This is a genomic window from Pararhodospirillum oryzae, from assembly GCF_007992075.1.
Lineage (GTDB): Bacteria > Pseudomonadota > Alphaproteobacteria > Rhodospirillales > Rhodospirillaceae > Pararhodospirillum > Pararhodospirillum oryzae.
Genome location: NZ_BJZO01000097.1, coordinates 1 through 13,046 on the forward strand (window position 1 = coordinate 1; position 13,046 = coordinate 13,046).

Consider the following 13,046-nt stretch of genomic DNA (forward strand, 5'->3'; position numbering starts at 1 on the left):
GGGGCCGGTGGGTGCCGCCGAGGGGGTGTTATCTACCAAGCGACGGCCCTCCCGGCAAGGGCTTTTTTCCAGGAAAAGCGCTTTTTTCCGCAAGGTCCGGCGCCGTCAGTCGTCGAAGCCTCCCCGGCGTCCCATTTGCACGTCGCGATGGACGAAAACGCACAAAAGCAAGCCAAACCCCATCATCAGATTGAGCAACGCCGTGCCGCCATAGCTGATCAGGGGCAAGGGCACCCCCACCACCGGGATCAGCCCCATCACCATGGCGATGTTGATGAACACGTAGAGGAAAAACATGGTGCTGACCCCGAGTGCCACCAGGCGGCCGAACTGGTGGCGGCAGCGCAGCGCGATGGCGAAGCCATAAATGAGCAAGATCACGTACAGCGACAGCAAAATCAGCCCGCCCACCATGCCGAATTCCTCGGCCAGCATGGTGAAAATGAAGTCGGTCTGCTTTTCGGGCAGGAAGTTGAGGTGGGCCTGGGTCCCGTTCATGTACCCCTTGCCGAACACGCCGCCAGAGCCCAGCGCGATCTTGGACTGCAAGATGTGATAGCCCGAGCCCAGGGGGTCGCTTTCGGGGTTCAGGAAGGTCAGCACCCGTTGCTTCTGGTAATCGTGCAGGAACTGCCAGGCCACCGGGATGGCGCCGAGCCCGGCAATGCCGGCCAGCGCGAACACCCAGATGCGCACCCCCGCCAGCCACGACACGGCGGCCGCCCCCGCCACCAGCATCAACCCCGTGCCCAGGTCGGGCTGCTTGAGCACCAGGGCAAACGGCACCAGGGTCATCAGCGCGGGGGGAATCAGAAACGGCAGGCGGCGCACGTCGTCGGGATGGGCGCTGTGATAATAGCGGGCCAGGGAAAGAACCAACGCGAGTTTCATGACCTCGGACGGCTGCAACTGGAAAAAACCCAGATCGATCCAGCGCTGGGCGCCCATGCCGATGGTGCCCCGGATCTCCACCGCGACCAGAAGAACCAGCACCACGGCATAAAACGTGTACGCGTTGCGGATCCAGAAGCGAATGTCGACAACCGCGATCCCGACCATCAGGACAAAACCGATCATCAGGCGCACCGCCTGGCGGTCGGCCCATGGTTCCCAGTCCCCGCCCGCGGCCGAATACAGCATGACCAGGCCCACGCACCCGGTCAGGGTGACCAGCAGAACCAGGGACCAGCTGATTTGCCAGAATTTTTCACCCAGCGACAGTTCGCCGCGTCGCAGCCGGGGAGAGGAAAACTCGTGCGCGTGTCTCATGACGGATAATCCTTGGAGGATCGCGTGGGACAGCAAGGCCCCCTTGCATCGGGCGTGAGGGAGCGTCTTTCCCGGCCACGCGTCTGGCCAGGGGTCAAGGCCCAGGGCGCCAGGGCGGGCCTGGAGGGGGCCGGGGAAAGGGAGGCTTCGCCTTTCCCGAAAAGACAAACCCTAACGGGCTTGGGGCGTGTCGCCACTGTCCCCGGTTTCCTCGGCGTCGTCGCTGGCATCGGCGGCCCCGGCCGCCACGGCGCCCGTGGTTTCTTCCAGCAACGCCCGGGCCCGGGGGGGCAGGGCCGAAACCGGAATTTCCTCGCCCGGGCGAAGCCGGGAAGGATCCAGGCGCAGGGTTTCCAGCATGATGTCGCGCGCGATCGGCGCCGCCGCGCTGGAGCCGCCGCCGCCGTGTTCCACGCACAGGGCCAGGGCGTAGCGGGGCGCGCTTTCCGGTGCGTAGCACACAAACAAGGCGTGGTTGCGTAATTCCCAGGGCAATTCGTCCTGGCTGCGCACGCCGGTTTCGCGTTCGCGCATGGAAATCCGGCGCACCTGGGTGGTGCCGGTCTTGCCGCCCATTTCCCAGCCCGGCACCGGAATCGCCGCCGCGCGGGCCGTGCCCCGCGCGCCGTTGACCACGGCCATCATGCCCGCGCGCACGACATCAAGGTGCATCTTGGCGATGCCCATCGAGGCCGGCGGGGCAGGATCGGCGGCATTGGCGGCCAGGAAGCCCTCGGGCGAGGGCTTGGTGGGCATCCGCGACAAGATCGGATCCACCTTCAGCCCGCCATTGACCAGACGCGAGGTCATCACCGCCAGTTGCAAGGGGGTGGTCAGGACATAGCCCTGGCCAATGCCGGCGTTCAGGGTTTCGCCCTGGTGCCAGACATCGCCCATGGTGGCGCTTTTCCAGGCGCGGTTGGGCATCAGGCCGGTGCGTTCGCCCGGCAGGCCCAACGAAACCGGCTCGCCGATTCCGAAGCGCCGCGCCATGTCGGCGATGCGGTCGATCCCGCAGCGCCGCGCCACCTCGTAGAAAAACACGTCGCACGACTGGGCCAGCGCTTCCACCATGTCGAGCGAGCCGTGGCCGCCACGCTTCCAGCAGTGGAAACGGTGCGAACCCAATTGCATGTGACCGGGACAAAACACCGTCTGATGGGGCTTGATCACGCCGGCTTCCAGCCCGGCCAGCGCGACCACCATCTTGAACGTGGACCCCGGCGAATACTGCCCCCCGATCGCCTTGTTGGTCAGCGGCGAACGCGGATTGGCCATCAACGCCTGCCATTCCTGGGAGGTCAGTCCCCGGGTGAAGGCGTTGGGGTCGTAGGCTGGCATCGAGGCCAGCGCCAGGATTTCCCCGGTGTGGATGTCCATCACCACCACCGAGGCACTTTCATCTTGCAAGCGGCGCGACGCGAATTCCTGAAGGCGCATGTCGATGGTCAGCGTCACCTCGCGGCCCGAGCGGGCCTCCTCGGTGGTCTGCTCGTCCATCACCCGCCCGACCGCGTTGACCTCGACCCGGCTGGTGCCGCTTTGCCCGCGCAGCACCAGGTCGTAAACCTTTTCCACCCCCTGCTTGCCAATGCGAAAACCCGGCAGTTCCAGCAGGGGATCGCCGGTCAGTTCTTCCTCGGACACGCTGGAAACGTAGCCCAGCAAATGGGCCGCCAGCGGTCCCTTGGGGTAGAAGCGGGTCAGGCCCTCCTCGATGATGATGCCGGGCAAGGTCGGCTTGTTGACCTGGATGCTGGCCATTTCCTCCCAGGTCAGGTTCTCGCGGATGGTCACCGGCACGAAGGCCCGCCGGCGTTTCATGTCACGCAGCACCCGGACCCGGTCGTAGTCCGACAGGGGCACGATCCGCCCCAGGGCATCCAGCGTCACCGCCACCGCCGCGTCCCGCTCGGAAGAGGTCCGGGCCCGGCGCAGGATATCCTCGGCAATCAGGCTGACCCGGTAGTTCTGGCGGTTGATGGCCAGCGGATCGCCAAAGCGATCGACAATGAACCCCCTCGGCGGAGGAATGAGCCTTAGATTGAAGCGGTTGTCCTCGGCCATGGTTTTGTAGCGGTCGGATTCGACAACCTGAAGGTAATAGAGCCGCCCGACCAGCGCGGAAACCAGCAGACTTTGCACGCCGCCCAGCACGGCGGCGCGTCGGGTGAACAGTTTGGAGCGGTCGCCGTCCCGCTGCATGGGTCCTACGACTCCCGAAAAACAAGATGGCTCACCCGGCTCAGCAGCCAGGCAAAAGGAGGGTACATCGCAATGGTGAGCAAGGTACTGAACACCAGGGCCGTCATGGTAATCAGCTGCCCATGATAGGCCGAAAGGGCCAGCCCCTTGAACAAGGCGATGCCCGCCGCGATCAGAAAAAAAGCCCACCAGGTGACGAGGAAGGGCTTGCCGAGGAAATACTTGTACTGCGAGGCCACGGTGGCCTGCGTGATCAGGAAGGCAAGCGAGCTGAGCCCCAGGGGCACGCCGGTCAGGCTGTCCTCGACCAGGCCAAGCAGGAACGCGGTGCCATACCCCAGCGCCCCCGGACGGGTGACCGCCCAGTAATAGACGCAGATCAGCGCAACCATGGGCGTGACATGCACGAAACCCGGCAGCCGCGACGGCGCCACGCTGATCAGCAGCATGACCAAGGTCAGGCCACCCGGCACCAAGGTGCGGGCCAGCCAGTCCAGGCGCTGCCACAGCGTCGGCTGGGTTGGGTCGTAGTCGCCCCGGGGCGCCCCGCGCGGAACCATGGCCCCCCCTCTACATTCCGCCCTGGTCGGGCAGGATACCGTTCAGTCCGAAGTCAACGATGCGCACCACGTCCAGGCGCCCTTGTTCCACGAACAGGTCAACGCCGATGCCCCCCTTGTCGTCCACGCTGGCCACCACGCCCACGGGGATGCCCGGGGGGAAGACGCGCGCGTCGCCGCTGGTCACCACCCGGTCGCCCGGGCGCACCTGGGCGCGTTCCTTGAGAAAGCGCAGTTGCGGCATGTCGTCGTTATCGCCCATCAAGATGGCGCGCACCCGGCTTTCCTCCAGCAACACCGGCACGCGGCTGTTGATGTCGGTCAGCAACAAAACCCGGGCGGAGCGCTGTCCGGCATCGGCGATGGTGCCCACCAGCCCTTGCCCCGACAACACCGCCTGGCCCCGGCGCACCCCGTTGCGCTCGCCGGCAAGCACCAGAAGGGAGCGCGCGAACGATCCCCCCGTGTCGGCCACCACCCGGGCCGAAATGGTGTGGGCCGTGGGGTCGGGCACGTAGTGCAACAGAGAGCGCAGGGCCTCGTTCTCGGCTTCCAGCTGGCGCGCCACCGCCTGCCAGCGTCCCAGGCGGTCGTTTTCCTCGCTGAGGCGCTCGTTTTCCGCCCGCAGCACCGAAAGCTGGCGCAGGTTCGCGAACACAGCCGCCACGTTTTCCGCCGGCGTGGCCAGAACTTCCAGCAAGGGCGCGGCGGCATCGATCACGGTTGCGCGCATGCGCTCGATCAACAAGGTATCAGCCTTGCCCAGCAGCATCACGGCAAATGCCAGCCCGGCCAGGGCGACAAACGCCGACTTATGCAACAGGGCACGCAGGGCACTCAGGCGGGGGGTGGGGGCCGAAGGCGGCTTCACGCGATCCTCGCGGGGCAGATCGGAGAACAAGGGCGCATTGGACCATGCCGGGACCAGCTTGAAAAGAGGCCGGTTCGCGCGAAAAATCCCCGGGATCCGACGGGGAAGAAAAGAAGTGGGGTGTTCAGGGAAAGAAGAGAGGCCAGTCGCCAGGCAAGATGCGCACGCGTTGCGCCGTTCTTTTCGAGAGGAGCCGCCGCCATCCCCAGGGCCGGTTGAGCGAAAGGGGAGGGCGGCAAGGGACGAAAACGACGAAAAGTTAGTACATGCTGGTCAGCACGTTGCGCAGGCGCTTCATCTCTTCCAGGGCCCGCCCGGTGCCCATGGCGACACACGACAGGGGATCATCGGCGATCGAAACCGGCAGCCCCGTGTGGGCGCGCAGCACGTAATCCAGGTTGGTCAGCAAGGCGCCGCCGCCGGTCAGCACGATGCCCTTGTCCACGATGTCGGCGGCCAGTTCCGGGGCGGTGTGCTCCAGGGCCACCTTCACCGCCTCGATGATCGCGCCCACCGGTTCGGCCAGGCTTTCGGCGATCTGGACTTCGCTGATCAACAGTTCCTTGGGCACGCCGTTCATCAGGTCGCGGCCCTTGATCTCGATGGTCCGGTTGGCCCCGTCCTCGGTCGGGCAGGCGCAGCCGATTTCCTTCTTGATGCGCTCGGCCGAGCCTTCGCCCACCAGAAGATTATGGTTGCGCCGGATGTAGGCGATAATGGCCTCGTCCATCTTGTCGCCGCCCACGCGCACCGAGCGGGCATACACAATGCCGCCCAGCGACAGCACGGCCACCTCGGTGGTGCCGCCCCCGATATCGACCACCATCGACCCGGTGGGCTCGGTGACCGGCAGGCCGGCGCCGATCGCGGCGGCCATCGGCTCCTCGATCAGGAACACGCGCCGCGCGCCCGCCGCCTCGGCCGACTCCTGAATCGCGCGCCGTTCCACCGCCGTCGAGCCCGAGGGGACGCAGATCACCACCATGGGGCTGGCGAAGCTGCGGCGGTTGTGAACCTTGCGGATGAAATGCTTGATCATCTCTTCCGCGACTTCGAAATCAGCGATCACGCCATCGCGCAGGGGCCGGATGGCCTGGATATTTCCCGGGGTGCGGCCCAGCATCTGCTTGGCTTCATCCCCGACCGCGAGCACCTGTTTCTTGCCCTTGATATCGGCGATGGCGACCACGGAGGGTTCATTGAGAACAATTCCACGGCCTTTCACGTAGACCAGCGTGTTGGCCGTACCGAGGTCGATGGCCATGTCCGCAGAGAGCAGGCCGGTCATTCTGGAAAACATCGCTGTTCGCTCGCCGTTCGTGAATCGGGGCCGTCCTCAAAGGGACGAGCCGGGGTGCGTTCGTTCGCCGCACGGGTCCGCGCGCCGCCTGTCGTCGCAAACTTCCCGAACCATCGAAGAGCCCCGGCGGGACCGCGCGGGGTGCTTGGGAAAGCCTGTCAGCGTGTGAAGCGCTTCGCGTGGCGTCCGCGCGCCCGCCCCGGGGTGGGGCGGGCGCGCGGCTCGACAGTGAAACGTCGATCCGGTCCGCTTGTCAACGGCCAAGACGAACCACCGGGAAGTCACCTAGTTCCGGGACTTGTCGACCAGGCGGTTGGCGGCGATCCACGGCATCATGCCGCGCAGGCGAGCACCCACTTCCTCGATGGGGTGTTCGGCGTTGCGCCGGCGGGTCGCCTTGAACGACGGCTGGCCCGCCTTGCACTCCAGCATCCAGTCGCGCACGAAGCGGCCGGACTGGATGTCGTCGAGCACCCGCTTCATCTCGGCGCGGGTTTCGTCGGTGATGATGCGCTCGCCGGTGCGGTAGTCGCCGTACTCGGCCGTGTTCGAGATCGAGTAGCGCATGTTGGCCATGCCGCCCTCGTACATCAGGTCAACGATCAGCTTCACCTCGTGCAGGCACTCGAAGTAGGCCATCTCGGGCGCGTAGCCGGCGTTGACCAGGGTTTCGAAGCCGCCCTTGATCAGCTCGGTCAGGCCGCCGCACAGCACCACCTGCTCGCCGAACAGGTCGGTTTCGCACTCTTCCTTGAAGGTGGTCTCGATGATGCCCGAACGGCCGCCACCGATCGCCGAGGCGTAGGACAGCGCGATCTCCATGGCGTTGCCGCTGGCGTTCTGGGCCACCGCCACCAGGCAGGGCACGCCGCCGCCGCGCACGTACTCGCCGCGCACCGTGTGGCCGGGGCCCTTGGGCGCGACCATGAACACGTCGAGATCAGCGCGGGGCTCGATCAGGTTGAAGTGAATGTTGAGGCCGTGCGCGAACGCCAGCGCCGCCCCTTCCTTCATGTTCGGCGCCAGGTCCTGGGTGTACAGGTCAGCCTGCAACTCGTCCGGGGTCAGGATCATCACCACGTCGGCCCAGGCGGCGGCCTCGGCCGGGGTCATGACCTTCAGCCCTTCCTTCTCGGCCTTCGGCGCCGAGGACGAGCCAGCCCGCAAGCCCACCGCGACCTCGGCCACGCCCGAGTCCCGCATGTTAAGCACATGAGCATGACCTTGGGAGCCATACCCGATCACGGCCACCTTGCGGCCCTTGATCAGGTTCACATCGGCATCCCGGTCGTAATACACGCGCATGGTCAGAGTTCCTTCCTCGAAACGGCCCGGATCGCGCCGAATGCGCGCCGGGCCTCCAGTATTGCGGGGTGTGCCCTTGGGAAAATCGGGCCGGGCAAGCCCTTGGCGTACCCCAAGCCTATAGCGGATCGCAACCGCGCGCGATGGCCGCCACGCCGGTGCGCGCCACGTCGGCCAGCCCCAGCGGCTCCATCAGCGCGATGAAGGCGTTGATCTTTTCGGTCTTGCCCACGATTTCGAACACAAACGAGCTGTTGGTGCTGTCCACCACCCGGGCGCGGAAAATATCGGCGATGCGCAGCGACTCGACGCGCTTTTCGCCGGCTCCCGACACCTTGATCAAAGCCAGCTCGCGCGAAACGTGCGGGCCTTCCACGGTCAGGTCGGAAACCTTGTGCACGGGCACCAGGCGCCCCAACTGGGCCTTGATCTGCTCGATCACCATCGGCGTGCCACGCGTCACCAAGGTGATGCGCGACAGGTGTTCTTGCGTGTTCACCTCGGCCACGGTCAGGCTTTCGATATTGTAGCCCCGACCCGAAAACAGGCCGATGACGCGGGCCAGGACGCCCGCCTCGTTGTCAACGAGCACGGAAATAGTATGGCACGCCAATTCCTGCTCGGCTGCCGCCGTCGTCTTGGACACGGGAGTTTCCCTCCGGTTCTTGAAGGCGGGGCCTCCCTGTCCGGCACGGCTGGCCGCGGGAGGTCCCTCGCGCAACGGGTTGGCTCGCAAGCGCGACAAAACGTCGGCGCGGAAGGGACTCGTCCCCCCGCGCCGGCCTTGATCACACCAAGATGGCCCCTTCCTTGGAAATCGGCTGGCTCTCCTTGTCGGCCGGGCCCAGCAACATTTGATAGTGCGGCGCCCCCGAGGGGATCATCGGGAAGCAGTTCTCGGACGGATCCACGCGCACATCCACCAGGACCGGGCCATCAATGGCCATCATCTGGCGAATGGTGTCGTCAAGCTCGGCCGGCTTTTCCACCCGCAGGCCGGTGGCGCCAAAGGCCTCGGCCAGCTTCACGATGTCGGGCAGGGCTTCCGAGTAGCTTTCCGAGTAACGACCACCATGCAGCAGTTCCTGCCACTGGCGCACCATGCCCATGTAGTGGTTGTTCAAGATGAACACCTTGATCGGCAGGCGGTACTGCACCGCCGTGGCCAGCTCCTGCAGGTTCATCATGAACGAGGCTTCGCCCGAGATGTCGACCACCAGCGAGCCGGGATGCGCCACCTGCACCCCGATCGAGGCCGGCAGGCCATAGCCCATGGTCCCCAACCCGCCCGAGGTCATCCACTGGTTGGGCTTCTCGAACTTGAAGAACTGGGCCGCCCACATCTGATGCTGGCCCACCTCGGTGGTGATCAGCGGCTCGCGCTCGCGGGTCAGCTCGTAGAGGCGCTGGATCGCGTACTGCGGCTTGATCACCGTGTCCGACATTTCATAGTGCAGGCAGTCGCGCGCGCGCCATTCCTCGATCCGCTTCCACCAGTCGGCCAGCGCCGCTTGGTCGGGCCGGCACTGGCGCGCCTTCCACACCTTGATCATGTCTTCGAGCACGTGGCCGACATCGCCAATGATCGGCAGGTCCACCGGCACGTTCTTGTTGACCGAGCTGGGGTCGATGTCGATCTGGATCTTGGTCGCCCCGGGGGAGAAGGCATCCAGGCGGCCGGTCACCCGGTCATCGAAGCGCGCGCCCACGGCCACCATCACATCGCAGTTGTGCATGGCCAGGTTGGCCTCGTAGGTCCCGTGCATGCCCAGCATGCCCAGGAACTGCGGGTCCGAGGCCGGGAACGCGCCCAGGCCCATCAAGGTCAAGGTCAGCGGGTAGCCGGTCAGGCGCGTGAACTGGGTCAGCAGCTGGCACGCCTGCGGCCCCGAGTTGATCACGCCGCCGCCGCAATAGAAAATCGGCCGCTTGGCGTGGGCAATCAGATCCACCGCCTCTTCAATGGCCTTGATGTCGCCCTTGATCTGCGGGCGATAGCTCTTGTGGCGCACGCGGGTGGGGGGCACGTAGGGGGCCGGACGCAGCAAGATGTCCTTGGGCAGGTCGACGACCACGGGGCCGGGCCGTCCGGTGGACGCCACCTGGAACGCCTCGTGGATGACGCGCGCCAGATCCTCGGACTTCTTCACCAGGTAGTTGTGCTTGGTGCACTGACGGGTGATGCCCGTGGTATCGGCTTCCTGGAAGGCGTCGTTGCCGATCAGGTGCGTGGGCACCTGGCCGGTGAAGCACACCACCGGAATCGAGTCCATCATGGCATCGGTCAGACCGGTGACCGCGTTGGTCGCCCCGGGGCCGCTGGTCACCAGCACCACGCCCACCTTGCCGGTGGAACGGGCATAGCCCTCGGCCGCGTGTACCGCGCCTTGTTCGTGGCGTACCAGGATGTGCCGGATATGATTCTGCTTGAAGATCTCGTCGTACAGGGGAAGGACGGAACCGCCCGGATAGCCGAAGAGTACGTCCACGCCCTGGTCGGCAAGCGCCTTGAGAATAATCTCAGCACCGGACTTTTCCTGGTCAACCATTGCCTTCACCTGTTCAAAGAGGGCTGGCGGGGCACGGGGGGTGCTCCGCCCTTGTACGATGCCGGTCGGGGTCGTCCCGGAAGGAAGCAGGGCCGGCGTCCCCACGGTCACGATCCTCCTGCGCGGGGCCCAGGAGGGGAAGGCGAGACTAGTCGCTCATGCCGAGGGGGTCAACAGAAACTGCCGAATAAAATTATCCATCGCTGCCGCTTCGCTTTCCGAATCTTGCGCATCGAGCCGTTTTGAAATCACCCGGTCGGGGGCCAGCTGATGGCGCGCCCAGGTGGCCTGACGCTTGGCGTACTGCCGGGTCGCGGCCTGGGCGCGGGCCAGGGCCTCGGGCAGGGAAAGAGAGCCTTCCACATGAAGGGCCAGCTCGGGCAGCCCCACCGCGCGCATCACCGGCAAGGCGGGATCCAGATCGCGCGCGAGCAGGCGGGCGACCTCGTCCAGGGCGCCGGTCCTGACCATGGTCTCCAGGCGCGCGTCGCACGCGGCCCGGCACACCGCGCGCGGCGGATCGACCAGCACGGTGAGCGGCCGGCCGGGCAGGGGCGGGCACAAGGCTGGCTCCTGCCACCACAAGGCCAGCGAACGCCCGGTGGCGACGATCACTTCCCACGCCCGGGCGATGCGCTGGCCGTCGGTGGGGCGCAGGCGTTCGGCCATTCCCGGATCGCGCCGGGCAAGGTCGGCGTGAAGGCTGGCGGGGCCGTCGTGCTCCAGGCGGGCGCGGGCCTCGGCGCGCACCGCCTCGGGCACCGGGGGCACGGCGGCCAGGCCATCGCGCGCCGTCTTCAGATACAGCCCGGTTCCCCCGCACAGTACCGGCAGCCGTCCCTGGGCGCGGGTCTCGGCCATCGCTTCGCCGGCCATCTCCAGCCAGCGCGCGACCGAGCAGGCCTCGGCCCCGTCCAGCACGCCATAGAGGCGATGGGGGACCCGGGCCTCGTCGGCCGCGCCGGGCCGCGCCGACAAGATGCGCAGGTCGCGGTACACCTGCAGGCTGTCGGCATTGATCACGATCCCGTTCCAGCGCCGGGCCAGCGCCAGCGCCAGCGCCGACTTGCCCGAGGCGGTGGGGCCGGTCACCACGAGGTATGGCGGGGCGGCGCGGGGCGGCGCGAAGGGCGCGGAGGGCGCGGAGGGCGAAACGGACTGGGACGGCATGGGGTTCCGGTCGTGGCTGGGGGAAGACGGGCTGACGGCGCCCCCGATCCATAGCCCGGGCCGGGGCCTGTCGGCCAGGGCCCGCGCGGGCGGGGGGGTTGCCGGCGGAAGCGATCCGGGGTAAGGGGGCTGTTCCTCCTCCCCCCGCTTCCTGGACTTTTGGGCATGCACACCGAAACGTACCGCCGGATCCCCGGCTGGGAAACCCTTCCCCTGTCCACCTGGCAGGACTGGCACTGGCAGATGGCCAACCGGGTCACGGACGTTGACCACCTGGCCGACCTGCTGGGCCTGGATCCGGCCCAGCGGACCGGCGCGCTGGGCGCGACCCGGGCCTTGAAAATGGCGCTGTCGCCCTATCTGGTCGATCGCCTGCGCCATGCGCCCGAGCCCGACCGGACCATTCTGGCCCGGCAGTTCGTGCCCCAGGGCGCCGAGGTCGACAGCGCCGCCCACCCCGGCCTGTTCGAAGCCGTGAACGCCGAGGACGCCTACAGCCCGGTGCCGGGCCTGATCCACCGCTATCCCACCAAGGTGTTGCTGTTCCCGGCCAACTTCTGCGCCGCCACCTGTCGCTACTGTTTTCGCCGCGCCATGGACCGCACCCAGGACCAGGCCCTGGGCGCGGCCGACCTTGAGGCGGCCCTGGCCTATATCGCGGCGAACCCGGGCATCGACGAGGTGATCTTGTCGGGGGGCGACCCGCTGGTGCTGGGCGAGGGGCGGATTGAAGCCCTGCTGACCCGCCTGGCCGCCATTCCCCACGTGACCCTGGTTCGGTTTCACACCCGCATGCCGGTGGTGCTGCCGTTTCGCATCACGCCGGCGCTGGTCGCGGTGCTGGCCGCCTTCAAGGAACGGCTGGCGCCCCACGTGGTCATTCACGTGGATTCGGCGGTGGAGCTGACGCCCGAGGCCCGCCGCGCCATCGCCGCCCTGGTGGACAACGGCATTCCCTGCCTGGGGGCGTGCCCGCTGCTCAAGGGCATCAACGACACGGCCGAGAGCCTGGGCACCTTGTGGAGCCGCCTCGTGCGCCTGCGGGTCAAGCCCTATTACCTGTATCACCCGGACCTGGTTTCGGGCCTGCGTCACTTCCTGGTGCCGCTCGACGAGGGCGTGGCCCTGGTGCGCAGCCTCTACGACCGCGTTTCGGGCCTGGCCATGCCGCTTTACTGCCTGGATACGGCCGAAGGCGGCGGGCACGTTCTGGTGGGCCCTTCCTACGTGGAAAAGGTCGCCGACGGGGTGTTCCGCGTGACCAACTTCGAAGGCGAATCGTTCACCTACCACGAGGCCGTGTAGGAGGGCGCGCGGCGGGCCTGGGCGCGGGCGGGCAATCGGGTGAAGCCCTGGATGCCCTTGGAAGGGGGGGCTCAACGCCGCGACTGCGGCGCGCGGCTTCCGCCGCGTGAGCCAAGCGCACGGAGTGCGCGTCCGGCGCTTGAGGGCATCGAAAAAAACGGCAGGGCAATCGGTTCACTCGATTGCTCTGCTGGGCGCGGGCGGGCGTCTTGCGCCGGGGGGCGGGTTCGCTCATCATCAAGGAACAAGGGAGGCCCGCCATGCCCGTTCATGCCTTTCGTCTGGAAGAAGCCGGCTTCACCCGCTCCCAGGTCGAGGCCCTCTCCGACTTCATGGACACCCAGGCCGCGAGCAAGGCGGACCTGGAAGCGGTGGCCCATCGCCTGGAAACCAAGATTGCCGAGGTGCAAGTCGGGATCGCCGAGGTGAAATCCGCCTTGCACGGCGAGATCACCGAGGTCCACTCGGCCACCAAGGCCGACCTGGAGTCGCTCGCGCACCGGCTGGGAACG

11 protein-coding genes are annotated in these 13,046 nt (G+C 66.9%); 2 read left to right on the forward strand and 9 right to left on the reverse strand.

The genetic code is table 11. The features are described from left to right. Nucleotides 1-105 precede the first annotated feature (105 nt). The 9 genes from rodA to miaA all read right to left on the reverse strand — a co-directional run bounded on the left by rodA (nucleotide 106) and on the right by miaA (nucleotide 11,229). A complete protein-coding gene (gene rodA / locus ROR02_RS14175; RefSeq protein ID WP_147164698.1) occupies nucleotides 106-1,269 on the reverse strand; it encodes a rod shape-determining protein RodA in 1,164 nt (387 codons plus the stop codon). 171 nt (nucleotides 1,270-1,440) lie between these two features. Further along, nucleotides 1,441-3,474: a penicillin-binding protein 2 gene (mrdA, locus tag ROR02_RS14180; RefSeq protein ID WP_147164699.1), complete on the reverse strand. Its 2,034-nt coding sequence runs from the start codon at nucleotides 3,472-3,474 to the stop codon at nucleotides 1,441-1,443. Nucleotides 3,475-3,479: 5 nt separating this feature from the next. Then, complete coding sequence (gene mreD / locus ROR02_RS14185) at nucleotides 3,480-4,034, reverse strand: rod shape-determining protein MreD (RefSeq protein WP_147164700.1); 555 nt, start codon at nucleotides 4,032-4,034, stop codon at nucleotides 3,480-3,482. 10 nt (nucleotides 4,035-4,044) lie between these two features. After that, nucleotides 4,045-4,905, reverse strand: a complete 861-nt coding sequence (gene mreC / locus ROR02_RS14190) for a rod shape-determining protein MreC (RefSeq protein ID WP_147164701.1) — start codon at nucleotides 4,903-4,905, stop codon at nucleotides 4,045-4,047. 259 nt (nucleotides 4,906-5,164) lie between these two features. Next, nucleotides 5,165-6,205, reverse strand: a complete 1,041-nt coding sequence (locus ROR02_RS14195) for a rod shape-determining protein (RefSeq protein ID WP_147164702.1) — start codon at nucleotides 6,203-6,205, stop codon at nucleotides 5,165-5,167. A gap of 285 nt (nucleotides 6,206-6,490) precedes the next feature. Further along, nucleotides 6,491-7,510 carry a ketol-acid reductoisomerase gene (ilvC, locus tag ROR02_RS14200; protein ID WP_147164703.1) on the reverse strand — a complete coding sequence of 340 codons (1,020 nt, stop codon included), beginning with the start codon at nucleotides 7,508-7,510 and terminating at the stop codon, nucleotides 6,491-6,493. Nucleotides 7,511-7,628: 118 nt separating this feature from the next. Next, on the reverse strand, nucleotides 7,629-8,156 hold the full coding sequence (gene ilvN, locus ROR02_RS14205) for an acetolactate synthase small subunit (protein ID WP_147164704.1): 528 nt from the start codon (nucleotides 8,154-8,156) through the stop codon (nucleotides 7,629-7,631). Nucleotides 8,157-8,298: 142 nt separating this feature from the next. Next, nucleotides 8,299-10,059, reverse strand: coding sequence for an acetolactate synthase 3 large subunit (locus ROR02_RS14210; RefSeq protein WP_147164705.1), 1,761 nt, complete (start codon nucleotides 10,057-10,059; stop codon nucleotides 8,299-8,301). A gap of 156 nt (nucleotides 10,060-10,215) precedes the next feature. After that, nucleotides 10,216-11,229 carry a tRNA (adenosine(37)-N6)-dimethylallyltransferase MiaA gene (gene miaA, locus ROR02_RS14215; protein ID WP_147164706.1) on the reverse strand — a complete coding sequence of 338 codons (1,014 nt, stop codon included), beginning with the start codon at nucleotides 11,227-11,229 and terminating at the stop codon, nucleotides 10,216-10,218. A gap of 165 nt (nucleotides 11,230-11,394) precedes the next feature. On the opposite strand from miaA, the gene ROR02_RS14220 reads away from it, so the two are divergent. Then, nucleotides 11,395-12,534, forward strand: coding sequence for a KamA family radical SAM protein (locus tag ROR02_RS14220; RefSeq protein ID WP_147164707.1), 1,140 nt, complete (start codon nucleotides 11,395-11,397; stop codon nucleotides 12,532-12,534). A gap of 260 nt (nucleotides 12,535-12,794) precedes the next feature. Next, nucleotides 12,795-13,046 (forward strand): hypothetical protein (locus ROR02_RS14225; protein ID WP_147164708.1); only part of this gene is annotated, 252 nt, incomplete at its 3' end.

What these genes read in the sequence shown, in the direction of transcription:
- rodA (WP_147164698.1), bottom strand. Translation starts at nt 1,269, where the DNA reads ATGAGACACGCGCACGAGTTTTCCTCTCCCCGGCTGCGACGCGGCGAA.
- mrdA (WP_147164699.1), bottom strand. Translation starts at nt 3,474, where the DNA reads ATGCAGCGGGACGGCGACCGCTCCAAACTGTTCACCCGACGCGCCGCC.
- mreD (WP_147164700.1), bottom strand. Translation starts at nt 4,034, where the DNA reads ATGGTTCCGCGCGGGGCGCCCCGGGGCGACTACGACCCAACCCAGCCG.
- ROR02_RS14195 (WP_147164702.1), bottom strand. Translation starts at nt 6,205, where the DNA reads ATGTTTTCCAGAATGACCGGCCTGCTCTCTGCGGACATGGCCATCGAC.
- ilvC (WP_147164703.1), bottom strand. Translation starts at nt 7,510, where the DNA reads ATGCGCGTGTATTACGACCGGGATGCCGATGTGAACCTGATCAAGGGC.
- ROR02_RS14210 (WP_147164705.1), bottom strand. Translation starts at nt 10,059, where the DNA reads ATGGTTGACCAGGAAAAGTCCGGTGCTGAGATTATTCTCAAGGCGCTT.
- miaA (WP_147164706.1), bottom strand. Translation starts at nt 11,229, where the DNA reads ATGCCGTCCCAGTCCGTTTCGCCCTCCGCGCCCTCCGCGCCCTTCGCG.
- ROR02_RS14220 (WP_147164707.1), top strand. Translation starts at nt 11,395, where the DNA reads ATGCACACCGAAACGTACCGCCGGATCCCCGGCTGGGAAACCCTTCCC.